General features: G+C 64.8%; 14 protein-coding genes, 2 tRNA genes and 1 pseudogene. 6 read left to right on the top strand and 11 right to left on the bottom strand.

What is annotated here, in order from left to right; all coding sequences use genetic code 11:
• Positions 1 to 92 precede the first annotated feature (92 nt).
• From CK221_RS16435 to CK221_RS16390, 9 genes are all read right to left on the bottom strand, one after another.
• Positions 93 to 1,079, bottom strand: a complete 987-nt coding sequence (locus CK221_RS16435; protein WP_095778473.1) for a lipid A biosynthesis lauroyl acyltransferase — start codon at positions 1,077 to 1,079, stop codon at positions 93 to 95.
• Between the two features lie 6 nt (positions 1,080 to 1,085).
• The gene (locus tag CK221_RS16430; protein ID WP_095778472.1) at positions 1,086 to 2,114 is read right to left on the bottom strand and encodes a zinc-binding dehydrogenase; all 1,029 of its coding nucleotides are present in this window, start codon (positions 2,112 to 2,114) and stop codon (positions 1,086 to 1,088) included.
• A gap of 38 nt (positions 2,115 to 2,152) precedes the next feature.
• On the bottom strand, positions 2,153 to 3,424 hold the full coding sequence (locus tag CK221_RS16425; protein WP_095778471.1) for a beta-ketoacyl-ACP synthase: 1,272 nt from the start codon (positions 3,422 to 3,424) through the stop codon (positions 2,153 to 2,155).
• 17 nt (positions 3,425 to 3,441) lie between these two features.
• The gene (locus tag CK221_RS16420) at positions 3,442 to 4,632 is read right to left on the bottom strand and encodes a beta-ketoacyl-ACP synthase (protein WP_095778470.1); all 1,191 of its coding nucleotides are present in this window, start codon (positions 4,630 to 4,632) and stop codon (positions 3,442 to 3,444) included.
• Between the two features lie 46 nt (positions 4,633 to 4,678).
• A complete protein-coding gene (locus CK221_RS16415) occupies positions 4,679 to 4,960 on the bottom strand; it encodes an acyl carrier protein (protein ID WP_066999801.1) in 282 nt (93 codons plus the stop codon).
• A gap of 177 nt (positions 4,961 to 5,137) precedes the next feature.
• Entirely contained in the window at positions 5,138 to 6,283 is a 1,146-nt protein-coding gene (locus CK221_RS16410) for a slipin family protein (RefSeq protein ID WP_095778469.1), read from the bottom strand.
• A gap of 353 nt (positions 6,284 to 6,636) precedes the next feature.
• Positions 6,637 to 6,705 (bottom strand) — tRNA-Met (locus tag CK221_RS16400).
• Positions 6,706 to 6,779 (bottom strand) — tRNA-OTHER (locus tag CK221_RS16395).
• A gap of 221 nt (positions 6,780 to 7,000) precedes the next feature.
• A complete protein-coding gene (locus CK221_RS16390) occupies positions 7,001 to 7,549 on the bottom strand; it encodes a histidine phosphatase family protein (protein WP_095778467.1) in 549 nt (182 codons plus the stop codon).
• A 163-nt stretch (positions 7,550 to 7,712) separates the two neighbouring features.
• Here CK221_RS16390 and CK221_RS16385 point away from each other — a divergent pair, with 163 nt between their 5' ends.
• The 3 genes from CK221_RS16385 (at position 7,713) to CK221_RS16375 (ending at position 11,391) form a co-directional block, all read left to right on the top strand.
• Complete coding sequence (locus tag CK221_RS16385) at positions 7,713 to 8,663, top strand: AEC family transporter (protein WP_095778466.1); 951 nt, start codon at positions 7,713 to 7,715, stop codon at positions 8,661 to 8,663.
• 151 nt (positions 8,664 to 8,814) lie between these two features.
• Positions 8,815 to 10,272: an NAD-dependent succinate-semialdehyde dehydrogenase gene (locus CK221_RS16380; RefSeq protein WP_095778551.1), complete on the top strand. Its 1,458-nt coding sequence runs from the start codon at positions 8,815 to 8,817 to the stop codon at positions 10,270 to 10,272.
• A gap of 96 nt (positions 10,273 to 10,368) precedes the next feature.
• Positions 10,369 to 11,391 (top strand): aldose epimerase family protein, encoded by a 1,023-nt coding sequence (locus CK221_RS16375; protein WP_095778465.1) that lies wholly within the window; start codon positions 10,369 to 10,371, stop codon positions 11,389 to 11,391.
• Here CK221_RS16375 and CK221_RS16370 read toward each other — a convergent pair.
• On the bottom strand, positions 11,388 to 12,308 hold the full coding sequence (locus CK221_RS16370) for a sugar kinase (RefSeq protein WP_095778464.1): 921 nt from the start codon (positions 12,306 to 12,308) through the stop codon (positions 11,388 to 11,390). The genes CK221_RS16375 and CK221_RS16370 overlap by 4 nt on opposite strands.
• Positions 12,309 to 12,462: 154 nt before the next feature.
• Between CK221_RS16370 and CK221_RS16365 the strand changes: the two genes are divergently transcribed.
• A complete protein-coding gene (locus CK221_RS16365) occupies positions 12,463 to 12,906 on the top strand; it encodes a FixH family protein (protein WP_067329635.1) in 444 nt (147 codons plus the stop codon).
• 7 nt (positions 12,907 to 12,913) lie between these two features.
• Positions 12,914 to 14,120: pseudogene (locus tag CK221_RS16360) on the top strand (cytochrome c peroxidase).
• Between the two features lie 59 nt (positions 14,121 to 14,179).
• Here CK221_RS16360 and CK221_RS16355 read toward each other — a convergent pair.
• On the bottom strand, positions 14,180 to 14,632 hold the full coding sequence (locus CK221_RS16355; protein WP_095778463.1) for an Lrp/AsnC ligand binding domain-containing protein: 453 nt from the start codon (positions 14,630 to 14,632) through the stop codon (positions 14,180 to 14,182).
• Between the two features lie 165 nt (positions 14,633 to 14,797).
• Between CK221_RS16355 and putA the strand changes: the two genes are divergently transcribed.
• The gene (gene putA / locus CK221_RS16350; protein WP_095778462.1) at positions 14,798 to 18,406 is read left to right on the top strand and encodes a bifunctional proline dehydrogenase/L-glutamate gamma-semialdehyde dehydrogenase PutA; all 3,609 of its coding nucleotides are present in this window, start codon (positions 14,798 to 14,800) and stop codon (positions 18,404 to 18,406) included.
• The last annotated feature ends 25 nt before the right edge of the window (positions 18,407 to 18,431 follow it).

The raw sequence follows: 18,431 nt of genomic DNA, 5'->3' as shown, positions 1-18,431 counted from the left end.
GCGCATGGGTCGCAACAGGGCTAGGGGAAAGCTATTTCAAAGCGGTTCCGTGTTTGATCCAGACGAAAGCGATCTGAACGTTCTGGGCCGCTTTAGCTGACCTTGGCCTGCTCACGCCGCTTACGTCGGCGGCCGCTCATCTCCCAGCGCTTGTGGAACCACATCCACTGTCCGGGATCCTCGCGCACCCAGCGCTCGACGACGTCGGCGAGCAGCTGCGTGGTGGCGTGAACATCGACGCTGCCGGTTTCGGTGCGCGGCAAGTCGAGCTTGTCTTCGATTTCCAATCGGAAACGGTTTCCCGGCAGCCTGACGCAGCGCGCCGGATAGACATCGCAGTCATAGTGGCGGGCGAGCATGCCCAGCACGGGATTGCTCTGGCAGGGGCGACCAAAGAAGGTCGTCTCGACGCCGTTCGTGAATTTCTGATCGACCAGCACGCCGATATTGCCGCCGTTTTCCAGGATGGCGGCAAGGGCGAACGATGCGCCGGTCGAGGACGGCAGCAGGCCTCCCATGCTCGAGCGGCGAGTCGAGTGGATATAGTCGGCAAGGTAGGGATTGTTGGGCGGGCGGAACAGCGCGGTGATGTTCATGCCGAAGGTGGCGGCGGCGACCGGCAAAAGCTCGAAATTGCCGAGATGGCCGGTGAACAGGATATGCGGCTTCTTTTCGCTGGCGATTTCGACGAAATGCTCGATGCCGCTGACCTCGACCCGGCCCGGCTTGGCGGCATTCGGGTCGAAATCGAAGAGGGCATCGAGGAAGATGTATTCGGCGGCAAGCCGGGCCATGTTGCCCCACATGTCGGACGCGATGGCCTCGATTTCGGCATCGCTCTTTTGCGGATAGGCAAGGCGCAGATTGTTGACGGCCACCCGGTGCCGTCCGACCATCGGCCCGATGCGGCGGGCGACGCGGTCGGCGAAGTTGAGCGCGCTGTCAGGCGGCAAAAGGCGCAGCAGGCCGATGACCGCCATGGCAAGCCGCGCCACCAGCCAGTGCTCCATTTGGCGTAGCCGCCGGCCATAGCGGAACATGAAGTCCCGGCGGGCTTTCTTGAGCACCTTGCCGACCATCTTGTCTTAGGAAACGCGAAGAATGATCTTGCCGAAGACGTCGCGGCCTTCCATGCGCTTCAGCGCGGCGTCGATGTCGTCGAAGCCGACTTCGGTGTCGATCACGGGCGCGACGAGACCGGCCGCCATCTTCTGCATGGCATCGGCCATGTTCTCCATGCGGCAGCCGAAGGAGCCGAGCAGCTTCAGCTGTTGCTGGAAAAGCTGCATCAGATTGACCTGCGTCGAGACGCCGGAGGTCGAGCCGCAGGTGACGAGGCGGCCGCCGCGCTTCAGGCACAGCATCGAGCCGGCAAAGGTGTCGGCGCCGACATGCTCGAACACGACATCGACGCCCTTCTTCTTCGTCAGCTTGCGCACCACGCCTTCGAAGCGATCCTCGCGATAGTTGATGACATGGTCGGCGCCAAGCGCCTTCGCCTTGTCGATCTTGTCGTTCGAGCCGACCGTAGTGATGACCGTGCAGCCCATGCGCTTCGCCAATTGGATGGCTGCGGAGCCGATGCCGGAGCCACCGGCATGGACGAGGATGGTCTCACCGGGCTCCAGTTTCGCGTTGTCGAACAGCATATGCTCGACCGTGCCGAAGGTGACGGGTGCGACGGCAGCGCCGATCTCGGAGACACCGGGCGGCGCAGGCACCAGGAGACGGGCAGGCAGGTTGATCTTTTCCTGCGCGAAGCCGTCGAGATGAAAACCGTGGACGCCGGAGACGTGCTCGCAAAGATTGTCGCGGCCCTCGCGGCAGGCACGGCAGAGCCCGCAGGTTCGCGCGCCGTAGATCGACACCAGTTGCCCGGGCAGGAGGGTGGAGACGCCGGGTCCGATCGCCTCGACCTCGCCCGAGGCTTCGGCGCCGACGACCAGCGGCAGCTTGCGCTTGGCGAAGGCCATGCCGCGCCAGCCCCAGACGTCGATATGGTTGAGCGCCACCGCCTTGATGCGGAGCGTCACTTCACCTTGCGAAGGCGGCGGGGGAGGCGGAAGGTCCACCGTTTCAAGGCGGCGGTCCTCGATAAGTTGCAATGCGCGCATTTGGCCTGTCGGTACTTTGGAAGCGGGAAAACGTCCGCTTAGACCGGTTCCCGCGCCATGACAAGGCAGGTGTTCTGGCCGCCGAAACCGAAGGAATTCGACAGAACCGTGCCGACCTCGGCGTTGCGCTTCTTGTTTGGCACCACGTCGAGCACGATTGCCGGATCAGGATTGTCGTAATTAATGGTCGGCGGGATAACGCTTTCGCGCATGGTCATCAGCGAGAACGCGGCCTCGACCGCGCCGGCAGCGGACAGCGTGTGGCCGATCATCGACTTGTTCGACGAGATCGGCATCGAGCCGATCCGCTCGCCGAACACGGTCGACAGCGACAGATGCTCCATCTTGTCGTTTTCCGGCGTCGAGGTGCCGTGCGCGTTGACGTAGTCGATCTCGTCCTCGCTCAAGCCGGCATCCGCAAGGGCGGCGCGTACCGCGGCGATGGCCGGCGAACCGTCAGGCTTGGAGCGGGTGCGGTGGAAGTCGTCGGCGCGCTCGCCGCAGCCGCGCATGATGCCGAGGATGGTGGCTCCCCGGGTAAGTGCCGCCTCCAGCGATTCCAGCACCAGCGCGCCGGAACCTTCGGCAAGGACAAAACCGTCGCGGTCCTTGGAGAAGGGTTTCGAGGCCTTTTCGGGAATGTCGTTGTGGGTGGAAAGCGCCGAGAGCAGCGAGAAGCGGATCAGGGCTTCGGCCGTGGCGGAGCCGTCGGCGCCGATCGACAGCGCCTTGTCGCATTCGCCGCGGCGGATCGCCTCGACACCGAGCTGGATGGCGGTGGCGCCTGACGCGCAGGCTGTCGACAGCGTGATCGGCAGGCCGCGCGTGCCAAAACGATCGGCCAGGCGATCGGCGATCGAGCCGAACTGGGTGGTCTCGAAAATGCCGAGCTCCTTCAGTCCGCGCGCCACGCGCAGCAATCTCTCGGAACCGCTTTCCTTCTTGTCGGAATTGTAGAGCGAGAAGCGGTCGGCCCAATCGAGCTCGACCGGCGGCGAGGCGAGAAAGAGCGGGCCGCCGAAATCGCCGGAACCGAGGCCGGCCTCCGACACCGCTTCCTGGGCCGCGGTCTCGGCCAGCTCGTAGGTGAGGAGGCTCGCACCCTTGGAGCTCGACGGCAGGAAATCGACCATGCCGGAAATGCGGGTGTTCAGATGATCGACGGGAAAGCGGGTGATCGGATGGATGCCGGATTTGCCTGAGGTCAGCGCCGCCCAGTTGTCGGCCTTGCCGACGCCAAGCGAAGTCACCACGCCGATGCCGGTCACGGCGACGATAGGCCTGCCCATGTGATCGCGGAGATTGGCCATGTTCTGTCTGTCTCGCTCTAAGCGGCCTTGATCAGCCCCAGGCCCTCGAATTGGTGATAGCCGATCGCCGTTGCAAGGACGGAGCTGGGGGCGCCTTCGAATGGTTGCTCCACTGTGGCATCGAAGACAGGGTAGGGGGCCTTGCGGTCGACGGCGAGCGCGGCAAGCGCCACGGCGAAGGGGAACTGCGCTTCCTTCATGTGGCCGGTGAGCGTCGAGAAGGCGCGCACTGCAAGCGCCGGGTTGGCATCGAGTGCCACCTTTTCGGCCGCCGTGGCGGCATGGGCGCCGGAGGCACCGGAAATGGTCAGCAATTCGCCGGCGGGCAGCGCCGCCTGCTTCAGCAAAGCGGCGATTTCGGCATTCAGCTCGCCGCGCCGGCGCCTCGCCCGGCCGGAAACCACAGGACCGAGCTCAGCATAGATCTTGCGACCCCGGCTCTGCGCATGCTCGCGCTGTTCGAGCACCAAGAAAGCGCCGCCCGAGCCCGTCACCACGCCGCCGCCTTCCGCGCCCTGTCTTTGCCAGACCGGTCTCCACGGGCCGCGATGCAGATAGCCGGCGAGTTCATAGCCGAGCAGCATGTCTGAGTGCTCGGTCTGGAACGCGCCGCCGACCAGCACATGGGTCGACTGGCCCGAGCGGATGCGCGCGGCGGCCGTCTCAACAGCCGAGACGCCGGCGCCTTCCTCGCCCATGAAGGTGCGAGACGAGCCGGTGACCTTGTGCACGATGGAGATGTTGCCGGCGAGCAGATTGGAAAGCTGGGCGAGGAAAAGCGTCGGCCGCAACTCCGTGGTCAGCTTCTCGTTGAGCAGCACGTCGCGGTCGTTGCGGCTCTCGGATGCTGCGAGTATCGCGCTGTCCACGGCCTCGTCGCGCTCGCCGCCGCCGGCCGCCACAACCATGTCCATGGTCGCGCAAAGCTCGTCATTGCCCTTGATGCCGGCGTCGTCCAGCGCCAGGCCGGCGACATAGGTGCCGAGCCGCTGCCAAGTCTCCATCTGGCGCTGGTCGCCGCGCTTGGCGATCTGCAGGTTCCAGTCGATCTCGGGCAGGGGATGAATTGTGTAGGGCGCAAAGCGCGTCGCATCGAGCACCGGCTCAACGCCCGGCTGGGTCAGCTTCTGCCAATGCGCGTCCGGTCCTTCTCCCAGCGAAGAGACAAGGCCGATGCCGGTGATGACGACGTCGCGCGGGCTGCTCATGAGCGGCTTTGCTGGTCAGGCTGGAGGCGGGGCAAGGTCGCGCTCTTCAGGCGGCCTTGGCCGCGACCAGCGCGTCGATCTTGGCGCACAGGTTCTGCATGACGAAGTAGTCGTCGGTCGAAGCCTTGCCGTCATTGACCTCTTGCGTCCACTTCTCGAGCGGCACCTTGATGCCGAATTCCTTGTCGATGGCAAAGACGATGTCGAGGAAATCGAGGCTGTCGATGCCGAGATCGTCGATGGTATGGCTTTCGGGCGTGATGGTGTCGATATCGATCTCGCTGGTGTCGGCAATGATCTTGGCGACTTTCTCGAACGTGGTGGACAAGGGCTCTTCCTTCGGTTGCGGGCGGAATCTGTCCGCATCTTGTTTTGGCGCTGTCTAATCGGTTTTTCCGGGCAGGAAAAGGCCTGACACGCCGGGCGCAGATGGGATGCCGGCTTTGTGGACGCAAGAAGGGCCGCCGGGCAACCGGCGGCCCTTCCCATTTTGCGTGGCGTAAGCTCAGCCTTCGCGGAGCTTGACCAGATCGTTGAGCAGCCCGCCCGTCCCGTTGTGGACAGTCAGGCGCTCGACCTTGCCGGCGATGGCCTCGAGAGCCTCAAGCTCCTTCAGCCGCAGCATCACCGGATTCTCGGCCATCACCTTGGCCGTGTTGAGCAGCGAACGCGTGGCGTTCGTCTCCTCGCGGCGGCGGATGACGTTGGCCTCGGCCTGCTTCTCGGCCGAAACCACCTGGTTGAGGATCTCGCGCATCTCGCCCGGCAGGATCACATCCTTAAGCGCGATATCGCTGACCTCGAGGCCGATCGCGGCCATGTCGGAACGCACCTTGGCGGCTGCCTCCTCATCGACCGTGATCTTCTTGTCGAGGATATGGTCGAGGGTGAGCGCGCCGAGCGTCTTGCGGAAGGCGTACTGCAGGGCGCGGTAGAGGGCTTCCGAGAAGTCCTTCACCGTGCTCACCGCCGTCACCGGATCGACGACCCGGTATTCGGCGGCGATGTTGACGCGGATCGTCACGCGATCCTTGGTCAGCACTTCCTGCCCGGCGACATCAAGCGACTGCCGCTTGAGGTCGACGACCTTCACCTGGACCATGCGCCCGACATTCCAGAAGGCGTGCACACCCGCGGCAAGCGTGCGGGTGTAGACGCCGTCCACGAACAGCAGACCGACCTGCCCGTCCACGACCGGATGCAGGAACATGTGTTCCGCCTTTCGGGCCTGGCCGATCCGGCGCATCAAGGCCGGATCGACGGCCAGATCGGCCGCCGTATCGACGGAGGTCACCGCCCACGGGCCGGCATCCGTCCACAGCACGAGCTTGCGATCCGGAGCGAGAACGGCATGAAGGGCGCCGTCGCGCTCGATCACGGCAATGTCGGTGCGCCCGGTGCGAACCACGGTGAAGTGACGCGCGGCCGCATCCGGGAGCTTGTCGAACAATGCCTTCTCGTAGGCCGAAACGAATTCCGGGTTCTTCAGGTCGTGCCTGGAGATTTCCAGGTTTCCGCGCCGGTTGTCGAGCCAATGTTCGCCCGGCATCAGGACAGCCTGGATCTCGCCCTTGTAGAGGGCGACGGCACGTTCATTTTCCTTCACGAGGACGCGCTGGCGTCCCAGAACCTTTTCGAGAATGGTCTTCATTGTCTTACTCCTGTCGGGCATGGCCCCATGCGAGGCGTCACGTCATGCGTCGATCGTCCTTTCGTTTCTCGTTTCGTTTCCCGGCACGGATGATCCGGAGACCGGTGGCATCGCCAGGCGGCGGGCCTTCGGGAGCGGATCGCGGGGCGGCAAGGCGGGCGCCGGCGCCCGAAGGCTCCTTTGCCGGCATTGCCGCGCCTTGATCGTCACCGCGAGCCTGGCCGCGAGCCGATGGCATCGGACCGTTCAATACGGCATCGGCCCGAAGGCTTAGCCGTCCGTCAGGTCTTCTGCATTCCGGTCCCCGGACCGTTTTGGATAACACCACCCAAAGGTGTCGGCTTAACAGGCCGTTGGAGAAGGAATCGAACCTTCGACAATCAGATTATGAGTCTGACGCTCTAACCAAACTGAGCTATCCGTGGTGCTGATGAAGGGACTCGAACCCCTGACCTCCGGACCCAAATCCGGCGCTCTTCCTCTGAGCTACATCGGCGATCCCAACACTCCGAAACGGCGCCGTACACAGCGCGGCAAAGCCGGCTGCGCGGGCGGAGACGAAAGCTCCAACCGTTGTGCTCGCTTCGGTTTTCGTGACCGGGAGCGCGCCTATAGGCCCTGCGACGGCTTGTCGCAAGCGGCATTATCGCGGGGGCTTGCGGCTTCTTGCGGCTGTGGCATTTCGGCCACAGTGCTGAGCTGGGCAGACCTATGCCGTCAGAAGGTGACGCGGCCGAGCACTTTGAGGCCGTCTCCATTAGGCGCCACGACCACGGCCTCGCCCTCGCGCGGCGAGACGCCGGTGAGCGCCTGGATGTTTTCCAGATGCGTGACCAGCACCAGAGTGTCAGAGCCGGAATAGCCCCGGATCTCCTTCATCACCGCCTCCATCTGAGCGGCCTTCTCAGCCGAATCGGTCTTGAGCAGGTCAAGCGGCGCAAATGGTTTCGGTTCGGCCTCGAAAGCGATGCGGGCGGTGTCAAGGCAGCGGCAGTAGCGGCTGGAGAGCACACGCTCGATGGGCGCCGCGCGCGCCGCAAACAGCGCCCCGATGCGGCTTGACTGCTGCTTGCCGCGCTCGGACAGGTTGAGCTGGGTGGCGCAATTGCCGATGTCGAAATTCGCCGGATCGGTGGTCCCGGTGACGAAGGCATGCCTAAGCAGGACGATATGGCCGCCATCGCGCAGCAGCGCCCAGCCGGCGTCGGTTGCGTGGGCGAGGGTGGGAACGGCAAGCAGGAAAAGCGCCAGGGCAAGTCGCAGCATGTGAAGTCCTTATGGCGGCCGGAGAGGCCGGGGCCATCTTCGGCATATAGGGACCGCAAAGCCGGCTGAAAAACAAGCAGAGGACCAACGGTCGGCCGGAGAACGGCCGATTGCACGGCGCTCGAGGCTTGCCTATCACGGTAAAGATGTCTCCGCCCGAACAATGACGGCGCTCACCGAAACCGTCCTCTTCGTCTTCAGTCTCGTTGCGCTCGGCTATCTCGCCGGCCTTACCGGCTATCTGAAGCCGGCAAGTGGTGAGGGCATATCCGAATTCGCCGTCAACGTGGCTATGCCGCTGCTCTTGTTCCAGACGATGGTGAAGTCCGATTTCCATGGCGTGGCGCCATGGTCGCTGTGGAGCGCCTATTTTGCGGCGGTTGCCGTCACCTGGTCCGCCGGGCACCTGGTCATGACGCGCCTCTTCGGCCGCGATGCCCGCGCCGGCATCGTCGGCGGCGTGTCCTCGGCCTATTCCAATGTCGTGCTGCTTGGCGCGCCCTTCATCCTCGGCATATTCGGCACCAGCGGGTTCGAGGTGCTGTCGCTGCTGGTCTCGATCCACCTGCCTGTCATGATGATGGCGTCAATCGTGCTGTTCGAGATGTTCGGCCGTCAAGACGAAGAGTCCGTGCATCCGCTGCGCGTCATCCGGAATTTCCTCAGGCGGCTGTTCGTCAACCCGCTCATCATTGGCATTCTCGCGGGGCTCGCCTGGCGCTTCACCGGCGCGCCGCTGCCGCCGCTGATCGAGCGGCTGGTCGACGCGCTGGCCGATACGGCCGGGCCGGTGGCGCTGTTTGCGATGGGGCTCAGCCTGCGCCGCTTCGGCATTTCCGGGAACGTGCGCCCAGCGCTCGCGCTGTCGGCGCTGAAACTCTTCCTGATGCCGGCCTTGGTGCTGCTCCTGGTCTGGCTGCTCGGCCTGCCGCCGCTGACGGCAAAGGTCGCCGTGGTCGTGGCGGCGCTGCCTTCCGGCATCAATTCCTATCTCATCGCCGTCCAATTCAACACCGGTCAGGCGCTGGCGTCCAACCAGATGACGATCGCCACGGCCAGCGCGGTGCTCACCACATCCTTCTGGCTGACGGTGGTCCTGCATGTGTTCGGCTAGCGCTCGTTTTTGCTGGCCCAACCCCTATATGCCATCTTGTGATTGCTTGCCGGGCTTTCCCTAGGTAAGAGCAATGCGCCAGCGTGCAGCCTTGCACGCCCCCGAATATCCAGAAAAACGGCCGATCAGCGCGCCGAACGGAGGCCAGACCATGCTTCAGAAAACCAGTCATTTCATGCGCCAGGCCAATCTCATCAACGGCGAATGGGTGCAGGCCGACAGCGGCCAGACCATCGACGTCAACAATCCGGCGACCGGCCTGAAGATCGGCACCGTGCCGAAGGCCGGCAAGGCCGAAACCCGCCGCGCCATCGAGGCCGCCGATGAAGCATTCAAGAGCTGGCGCAAGACCACCGCGCTCGAGCGCTCGAAGCTTCTGCGCAAGCTGCACGACGCAATGATGGACAATCAGGACGTGCTGGCCGAGTTGCTCACCATCGAGCAGGGCAAGTCGCTGTTCGAATCCAAGGGCGAGATCGGCTCGGCCGCGAGCTATATCCTCTGGTTCGCCGAGGAAGGCCGCCGCACCTATGGCGACATCGTGCCGTCGCCCTGGGGCGACCGCCGCATCCTGGTGACGAAGGAGCCGGTCGGCGTCATTGCCGCCATCACGCCATGGAACTTCCCGTCCTCGATGCTCGCCCGCAAGCTCGGACCGGCGCTGGCCGCGGGCTGCACGGCCGTGGTCAAACCGGCCTCGCAGACGCCTTATTCGGGCCTCGCCTGGGGCGCGCTCGCCGAAGAGGTCGGCTTCCCCAAGGGCGTCATCAACATCCTGACCGGTTCGGCCGGCGAGATCGGCGACGAGATCTGCGCCAACCCGCTGGTCAAGAAGATCACCTTCACCGGCTCGACCGAGGTCGGCAAGATCCTGATTCAGAAGTCGTCGACGACGGTCAAGAAAGTGTCAATGGAACTCGGCGGCAATGCTCCGTTCCTGGTCTTCGACGATGCCGACATCGATCGCGCCGTCACCGGCGCCATCACCGCGAAGTACCGCAATTCCGGCCAGACCTGCGTCTGCACCAACCGCTTCCTCGTCCAGGCGGGTATCTATGACAAGTTCGTCGAGAAGCTGGCCGCTGCCAGCAACAGTCTGAAGGTCGGCTCCGGCCTGGAAGAAGGCGTGCAGCAGGGGCCGCTGATCGACGAGAAAGCGGTCGAGAAGGTCGAGGAACTGATCGCCGATGCCACCTCGAAGGGCGGCAAGGTCGTTGCCGGCGGCAATCGCCATGCGCTCGGCGGCTCGTTCTTCCAGCCGACGGTCATCGCCGACGCCACGCCCAAGATGCGCTTCATGAAGGAAGAGATCTTCGGGCCGGTCGCCCCGGTGTTCAAGTTCGAGACCGAGGAAGAAGCGATCGCATTGGCCAACGACACCGAGTTCGGCCTCGCCTGCTATTTCTACACCGGCGATCTCGGCCGCGCCTTCCGCGTCATGGAAGGGCTGAAATACGGCATGGTCGGCGTCAATGAAGGCCTGATCACCACGCCCGAGGCGCCGTTCGGCGGCGTCAAGGAATCGGGCCTCGGCAAGGAAGGCGGACATCAGGGCATCGAGGACTATCTCGACACCAAATATGTCTGCATCGGCGGCCTCGGCCTCTGACACCGCTCGACTGGTGGGGCAGGCATCAGGCCTGCCCTTGCCGGAGACGGCCGGCGTAGTCCACAGATCAATGAACTGACGTTTTCGGGCACAGCGATGAAGGACGGCGAGGTCTTCGGCACGACGCAGGCGGGCGAGGCCGTTCGCCGCTTCACCATCCGTGGCGGTGGTCTCACGGCCAACATCATCGGGCTTGGCGCGATCATCCAGGATCTGCGGCTCGCCGGCCATGATGCGCCGCTGGTGATGGGCTACGACCAGTTCGAGCCATATGAGACCGACCGCGCCTATTTCGGCGCCGTCGTCGGCCGCTTCGCCAATCGCATTCGCGACGGCCGCTTCACCATCGCCGGCAAGCGCTACCAGACCGAGCGCAATTTTCTAGGGAAACACACGCTGCATGGCGGCTCGGAGGGCTATTTCCACCGGCCATGGTCGGTCTCGCTGCACGGGCGCGATTTCGTGACGCTGACACTGCACGATCCCGATGGCACGATGGGCTTTCCAGGCGCGCTGGACGTCACCTGCACCTACCGGCTGAAGATCCCCGGCACGCTCAGCATGGAACTGACCGCCACATGCGAGGAGCCGACGCTCTGTAATCTTGCGCAGCACTCCTACTTCAATCTCGACGACGGGGGCGCGGGCGACATTCTCGACCACCGGCTGATGCTCAATGCCGGCGCTTATACGCCCGTCGACGCAGAGATGATCCCGACCGGCGCGGTGAAGCCTGTCGACGGCACGCCCTATGACTTCCGCCAGGCGCGGCCGCTGCGCATGGAATCGGAAGGCGAGCAGCTTCCCTACGATCTGAATTACTGCCTCGCCTCCAGCCGTGGACCGCTGCACCAGGCAGCCTGGGTGCAGGGCGCCAGTTCCGGCGTCGAAATGGAAGTCTGGACCACCGAGCCCGGCCTGCAGCTCTATATCGGCCAGTATGTCGCGCCGTCCTCCCCTGGGCTGGACGGGCGCGGCTACAAAGCCTTTTCAGGCTTCTGCCTCGAAGCTCAGACCTGGCCCGACGCGCCGAACCGGCCCTATTTTCCACAGGCCACGCTTTGGCCGGGCCAGATCTACCATCAGGTGACGGAATACAGGTTCCGGCTCCCTAGCTAGATCCCAAAGGCTGTTCTTAGAATCTCGAACGGCGCGAGCGCGCCGCGCACCTGTACGACGGCCGCAGCCACCCGATGCGCGCGCCGAACCGCGTCGACTGGGGCGTGACCGGCAAGCCGGGCGGCGAGATAGCCGCCGTTGAAGGAATCGCCGGCGCCGGTAGTATCGACAGGCGAGGCGACATGCACTGCCTCGATTGTTTCCGAGGCGCCGTCCACGGCAATCAATGCCGGCTGCTCGCCGTTCTTGACGACAACCTCGCCGACCACTCCTCCGAGACGCCTGGCAGTTGTTTCCGGCGCCTCATCGCCAAACAGCATCTGCTCATCCGGAAAAGTGGGCAATGCGATATCCGCGACGGCGAGCGCTTCCAAGATCGCAGCCTGCGCGGTTTCACGGCTCGGCCACAGCCTGGGACGGTAATTCGGGTCAAAGGCGACCAGCGAACCCGCCGCGCGTGCTGTCGCGACGGCCGAAAGCAGGGTTTTGCGCGCGGCATCATCCAGAATTGCCAAAGTGATTCCGGAAAAATAGACAAGCGCCTGGTTTTCAAGACTTTTCGCCAGTGCCGCTGCATCGGAGGCAAGCTGGCGCGCGGCAGCATCGCTTCGCCAGTAAGTGAAGGCGCGCTCGGCTCCAGTGAGCGTGATGGCGTAAAGGCCCGGTCTTGCGCCGGCAATGACCGGGCTGCTGCCGATACCGATGCCGTTCTGGGCTAAGAACGCGATCTGATCGCGGGAAAAAGGGTCGTCGCCGAAGGCCGAGACATAGGTCGCGGGCCGGCCGGGGCTGAGCGCATGCAGCGCCCATAGCGTATTGAAGGTGTCGCCGGCAAAGCCCATACGCCAGTTCGGTCCTGCCTGACCCGACAGTTCGAGCATGCATTCGCCGATCGACGCGACACCATTGGCTTCCATATGACTTGTCCTCCTAAAGCTTTGGTGCTGTAGCTTTTTGCAGCCGGCAGCGCCATGCTTGGCGCAGGCCGATTTTTGCGCCAGAAGCGATTTCCCACAGGCGGGAGGGATGCTGCGCGCAGCCCGTGACGTTATCAGCCGAAGAGGAGCCGGTTTGGCATCGATATGGCGTTACATTCTTGCGGGTCTCGGTCTTGCTGCCCTGCTGGTCGGCATTCTGACTGTCGTCTACCTGACGGCGCCGCATTCGGCACCGGGCCCCGATACGTCGCGTTCGAAAAAGACGGCGAGCGGCCTGTTCGTTGCGAGCTTCGAGCCGGAGCGCGGCGTCATCCGGCAGGGCGAGTTGCAATCCTGGCTGCTGACACTGAAGACCTCCGCCGGCGCTCCGGTGGAGGGGGCCGCGATCACCGTTTCCGGCGGCATGCCGCAGCACAATCACGGCCTGCCGACCAGCCCGCAGGCGACCGACTATATGGGGGCGGGACGCTACCGCATCGACGGCGTGAAATTCACCATGACCGGCTGGTGGCAATTGCGGTTCGCGATCTCGGCGGCGGCGGGTTCCGATTCGGTCGTCTTCAACATCGTGTTGTGAGCGGCCGATGAAGCGTCTTCTCCGCCTCGCAAGCCTGTCAGCTCTGGCCGCGCTCGCTTGGCTTGGCGGTTGCGGCGAGCCCGAGTTCAGCGACGCCGAGAAGAAGACCATCGCCTCGCTGGCGTTGAACACGCTGCCGGCGCTCAAAGCGGACGACGAACCAGTATGCCGATGTGCCGGCCGCTGCAGCGCTCGGATCGACGCTGTTCTTCGATGTCGGCATGAGCCGCGACGGCACGGTGTCCTGCTCGACCTGCCACAAGATCGACCGTCAGTTCCAGGACGACCTGCCGCGGGCGGTCGGCGTCGGCCACACCAATCGCCGAACCATGCCGCTGGCCGGCGTGGCGCGCGATCCTTGGTTCTTCTGGGACGGACGCCGCGACAGTTTGTGGGCGCAAGCGCTGACGCCGCTCGAAAACCCGCTGGAGCAGGCCGGCAACCGCGCGGCCTTCGCGCATTACATCACGGACCGGTTCGGCGAGCGCTATGAGCGCATTTTCGGGCCGCTGCCCGATCTTTCCACCGTGCCGGCCAATGCCAGCCCGCTCGGCACCGAGGCCGAAAAGGCGGCATGGAACGCCATGCCCGCCAGGCAGGCCGAAGACGTCAACCGCGTCTTTGCCAACATCGGCAAGGCAATCGCGGCCTTCGAGCGCTCGATCGAACCTGGGCAGACGCGTTTCGACCGCTTCGCGATCGACCTCGCGACCGGCACCAAGCCGCAAGGCGATGCTGCCTTCTCGCCGGAAGAGATCCTCGGGCTGAAGCTGTTCATCGGCAAGGCCAATTGCGTGACTTGCCATAACGGGCCGCGCTTCACCGACAGTTCGTTCCACAACACCGGCGTGCCGCCGGTCAAGGATCTGCCGCCCGACCGCGGCCGGGTCGATGCCGTGGCTCAAGTGCAGGCGGACCCGTTCAACTGCTTCGGCAAGTTCCGCGACGGCGATGAAAGCGCCTGCCGCGAATTGCGCTTCATGGTGAAGGACGGGCAGCAACTCGTGCGCGCCTACAAGACGCCGTCGCTCAGGGGGGCAGCTACGCGTGCGCCCTATATGCATGCCGGGCAGTTCTCGACCCTCGACGAGGTGGTGGCGCATTATTCGAAAGCGGCGCCCAGCGTTGAAGGCGTTTCGGAGATCCACCCGCTCGAGCTTTCCGATCGCGAGCGCGCGGCTCTGGTGGCGTTCCTGAAGACTCTGTCGGAGTAGAGTCTTAATTTTGCGCGATTCCGGACGGAAAACGGCTGCGCACCTTTCCTGGAATTGCGCTAGCGATCCTTCACCGTTTCCATCGCCACGAAGGTGGAAGTCTGTGCCACGTGGGGAAGGGCCGAAATGCGCTCGCCGAGCACGCGGCGGTAGGCGGCGATATCTGTGGTGCGGACCTTCAGGAGATAGTCGAAGCTCGACGCCATCATATGGCACTGCTCGATCTCCGGCACGCCCTGCACCGCGCGGTTGAACGCGTCGAGCGCCGCCGAGCGCGTATCCGACAGCTTCACCTGGACGAAGGCGACATGTCCTTCGCCCATGCGCTCCCGGTCGATAATCGCGCGATAGCCTCTGATGTAGCCCTCCTTCTCAAGACGCTTCACACGGGCCTGCACCGGGGTCTTCGACAGCCCGACCTTCAAAGCCAGCTCGGACATTGAAAGCCGGCCGTCGCGCCCGAGCGCGGCCAGGATGTTGCGGTCAATGCGGTCCAATTGGTCTTCGCTCATCGGTCTTACGGTCAAAATGGCGGGAGCTAAGCCTATACGATAGCTCGAATGGACTGTCTCGTCGATTTCTTTGGACCGACCTGGGCTCCCAGCTGTGCTAGGTTGCGCCAATCGGTCCGGCGACCGCCAGACCTGCTCGCTAACGCTTGCTCTCATGGATCCGACATGCCGCTCGATGCCATCCGCCAGCAGATCCACGCCAACTATTTGCCCGACGAAGACGAGGCGGTGAGGCGACTGTCCGCGGCTGCCGGGCTTTCGGCGGAAGAGCGCAAGGCGATCTCGGCGCGTGCGGCCGATCTGGTGCGCGCGGTGCGCGGCTCGAGCGACCCTCGGCTGATGGAGGTTTTTCTTTCGGCCTATGGCCTGTCGACCAAGGAAGGCGTGGCGCTGATGTGTCTCGCCGAGGCGCTGCTGCGCGTTCCCGATGCCGAGACGATGGACGATCTCATCGCCGACAAGATCGCGCCGCATGACTGGTCGGCGCATTCGGGCAGCTCGAGTTCCATTTTCGTCAACGCCTCGACCTGGGCGCTGATGCTGACCGGCCGCGTGCTCGATGAAGGCGAGGGCGGCATCGAAGGCACGCTGCGCGCCATGGTGCGCAGGCTCGGCGAGCCGGTCATCCGCAAGGCCGTGGCGGCGGCGATGCGCGAAATGGGCGAGCAGTTCGTGCTCGGCCGCACCATCGCCGAGGCGGTCAAGCGCGGCCGTCCGATGACGCAGAAGGGCTATCTCTATTCCTTCGACATGCTGGGTGAGGCGGCCCGCACCGAGGCTGATGCGTTGCGCTATCACCGCGCCTATGCGGATGCGATTTCCTCGCTCGACGCGGGGTCCAATGGCCCGGACATTCGCTACAACCACGGCATTTCTGTCAAGCTTTCGGCACTGCATCCACGCTATGAGGTGGCGCAGAAGGAGAAGATGCTGCCGGTAATGGCCGAGCGGCTGTTGTCGCTGGCGCTTGCCGCGCGGCATTCGCGCATGGGCCTCAACATCGATGCCGAAGAGGCCGACCGGCTCGATCTGTCGCTCGACGTCATCGAACGCGTGCTCGCCGAACCGGAGCTTGCCGGTTGGGATGGTTTCGGCGTCGTCGTCCAGGCCTATGGCCCGCGCGCGGCCTTCGTCATCGACTGGCTCTATGCGCTTGCCAAAAAGTACGACCGCAAGATCATGGTGCGGCTGGTGAAGGGCGCCTATTGGGACACCGAGATCAAGCGGGCACAGACGCTTGGGCTTGCCGGCTATCCGGTCTTCACCCGCAAGACCAACACCGACGTCTCGTATCTGGCCTGCGCGCGAAAACTGCTGTCGATGACCGACCGCATCTACCCGCAATTCGCCACCCACAACGCGCACACGGTGGCTGCCATCCTGTCGATGGCGAAGGATCGCGACTCCTTCGAATGCCAGCGTCTGCACGGCATGGGCGAATCGCTGCACGAGACGGTGCGCAAGGCCGAAAGGACGCGCTGCCGCATCTACGCGCCGGTCGGTGCGCATTCCGACCTGCTCGCCTATCTGGTGCGGCGGCTCTTGGAAAACGGCGCCAACTCCTCTTTCGTCCACCAGTTGACTGACGAGGAGGTCGAGCCGGAAGAAATCGCCCGCGACCCGCTGGAGGCTGTAGAGAAACAAGGCCCCGCCGCCAATCCGGCGATCGCGCGGCCCGCCGCGATCTTCGGCGCCCACCGGCGCAATTCAAAAGGGTTCGACATCAGTGATGCGGTGACTCTTGCAGCCATCGACAGGGCACGGGCGGAATTCGCGGGAGCGGATCGCTGGCATGCCAAGCCGATCACGCGCGCCGCCGGCTACGGCAAGCCGCGCCAGATCGTCAACCCGGCCAAGCCCGATGAGGTCGTCGGCACAGTGCATGAGGCGGCGGCCAAGCAGGTCGCGACGGCCGTTCGCATCGCTGTGGAGGCGCAACCGGCCTGGGCAAAACGCCCGGTTGCCGAGCGCGCCGCGATCCTCAACCGCGCCGCCGACCTCTACGAGGCCAATGCCGCCGAGTTCTTCGCTTTGGCCACTCGAGAGGCCGGCAAGTCGTTGGCCGACGGCGTCGCCGAAGTGCGCGAGGCGGTCGATTTCCTGCGTTACTATGCGGCCGCGGCGGCGAATGCCGAAGCGGGCACTGAAGCCCGTGGCGCAATCGTCTGCATCTCGCCGTGGAATTTCCCGCTGGCCATCTTCACCGGCCAGATCGCGGCAGCGCTCGTCACCGGCAATTCGGTGATCGCCAAGCCCGCCGAGCAGACGCCGCTGATCGCCTTCCGCGCCGTCGAGATGCTGCGCGAGGCCGGCGTGCCGGAGGATATCATCCAGCTCCTGCCGGGTGACGGCGCTTCGGTCGGAGCGCCGCTCACCGCCGACCCGCGCATCGCAGGTGTCTGCTTTACCGGCTCGACCGAGGTCGCAAAGCTGATCGAAAAACAGCTGGCCGAAACGGCGGCGCCCGATGCCATGCTGATTGCCGAGACGGGTGGGCTGAACGCCATGATCGTCGATTCCACGGCGCTTCCCGAGCAGGCGGTGCGCGACATCCTCGCCTCCGCCTTCCAGAGCGCCGGGCAGCGCTGCTCGGCGCTGCGCGTGCTCTACGTGCAGAAGGATGTCGAGAAGAAGATGCTGGCCATGCTGAAGGGCGCGATGGAAGCCCTCAATGTCGGCGATCCGTGGCTGATCTCGACCGATGTCGGCCCGGTCATCGACGATGAGGCGCAGGCCTCGATCAGCGACTACTGCAAGAAAAAGGGGCTGGAGGGGCGCCTCATCGCCAAGCTCGAAGCGCCGGCTGCCGGCCGCTTCGTCGCGCCGCATGTCTTTCGGGTCAAAGGCATCGAGGAGATGGAGCGCGAAGTGTTCGGCCCGGTGCTGCATGTCGCCACCTTCGACGCCGACGACATCGACGCGGTGATTGCCGGCATCAACCGCAAGGGCTACGGCCTGACCTTCGGCCTGCACACCCGCATCGAGGGCCGCGTCCAGCATTTCGTCGACGGCATCCATGCCGGCAACATCTATGTCAACCGAAACCAGATCGGCGCCGTCGTCGGCTCGCAGCCCTTCGGCGGCGAGGGTCTGTCCGGCACCGGGCCGAAGGCCGGCGGGCCGCATTATCTGCGCCGCTTCCGCAAGGGCCCCCAAGCCGGCACGGAAGTCGGCGACGGCCACAAGGTGACGGCGACGGAACTCGCCGACAATCTGCCGGACCCGACACTTGGCGGCTGGTCGACGCGACCAGATCGCGTGGCGATTCTGAGAAAACATCTGCGCGGCAAGGGGGCTGCGGCCATCGCCGCCGCAGCGAGCCTCGATTTCGGGCAGGTCGACCTGCCGGGCCCGACCGGCGAGGCCAACACGCTGTCGCTGGCGCCGCGCGGACGGGTGCTCTGCCTCGGGCCGGATGCCGAGACGCTGCTTGCGCAGACAATCCAGGCTTTAGCCGCCGGCAATGCCGTTCTGGCAGTGGCGCCAGGCGCGCCGGCGGCGCTGTCGGCGCTGACCGGCAAGGGCCTGCCGCTGGCGGCGATCGACGGCCGGCCGGACCCGGTCGAGGCACGCTCGCTGCGCGTCGACGTCGTTGCCTTCTCCGGCACGCCGGAAGCGGCGCGCATCGTGCGCAAGGTGGTTGCCGAGCGCGCCGGGCCGATCGTGCCGCTGGTCGGCGAAGTGCTTAATCCGGCGGCTTATGCGCATGAGCGCGCGGTCTGCGTTGACACGACGGCGGCCGGCGGCAATGCCAGCCTGCTCGCGGCAGCCTAATCAGGTGCGGGAAGGCCGCCGCGTT

The sequence above is a fragment of the Mesorhizobium sp. WSM3868 genome (genome assembly GCF_002294785.1).
Taxonomy (GTDB): Bacteria; Pseudomonadota; Alphaproteobacteria; order Rhizobiales; family Rhizobiaceae; genus Mesorhizobium.
The sequence above is the reverse complement of the archived record's forward strand: the minus strand, read 5'-3'. Positions and strand labels throughout refer to the sequence as shown.

Coding starts and splice junctions, on each gene's coding strand:
- CK221_RS16430 (WP_095778472.1), bottom strand. CDS start 2,114: ATGCGCGCATTGCAACTTATCGAGGACCGCCGCCTTGAAACGGTGGAC.
- CK221_RS16355 (WP_095778463.1), bottom strand. CDS start 14,632: ATGAGCGAAGACCAATTGGACCGCATTGACCGCAACATCCTGGCCGCG.
- CK221_RS16385 (WP_095778466.1), top strand. CDS start 7,713: ATGACGGCGCTCACCGAAACCGTCCTCTTCGTCTTCAGTCTCGTTGCG.
- CK221_RS16380 (WP_095778551.1), top strand. CDS start 8,815: ATGCTTCAGAAAACCAGTCATTTCATGCGCCAGGCCAATCTCATCAAC.
- CK221_RS16410 (WP_095778469.1), bottom strand. CDS start 6,283: ATGAAGACCATTCTCGAAAAGGTTCTGGGACGCCAGCGCGTCCTCGTG.
- CK221_RS16435 (WP_095778473.1), bottom strand. CDS start 1,079: ATGGTCGGCAAGGTGCTCAAGAAAGCCCGCCGGGACTTCATGTTCCGC.
- CK221_RS16425 (WP_095778471.1), bottom strand. CDS start 3,424: ATGGCCAATCTCCGCGATCACATGGGCAGGCCTATCGTCGCCGTGACC.
- CK221_RS16420 (WP_095778470.1), bottom strand. CDS start 4,632: ATGAGCAGCCCGCGCGACGTCGTCATCACCGGCATCGGCCTTGTCTCT.
- putA (WP_095778462.1), top strand. CDS start 14,798: ATGCCGCTCGATGCCATCCGCCAGCAGATCCACGCCAACTATTTGCCC.
- CK221_RS16370 (WP_095778464.1), bottom strand. CDS start 12,308: ATGGAAGCCAATGGTGTCGCGTCGATCGGCGAATGCATGCTCGAACTG.
- CK221_RS16390 (WP_095778467.1), bottom strand. CDS start 7,549: ATGCTGCGACTTGCCCTGGCGCTTTTCCTGCTTGCCGTTCCCACCCTC.
- CK221_RS16375 (WP_095778465.1), top strand. CDS start 10,369: ATGAAGGACGGCGAGGTCTTCGGCACGACGCAGGCGGGCGAGGCCGTT.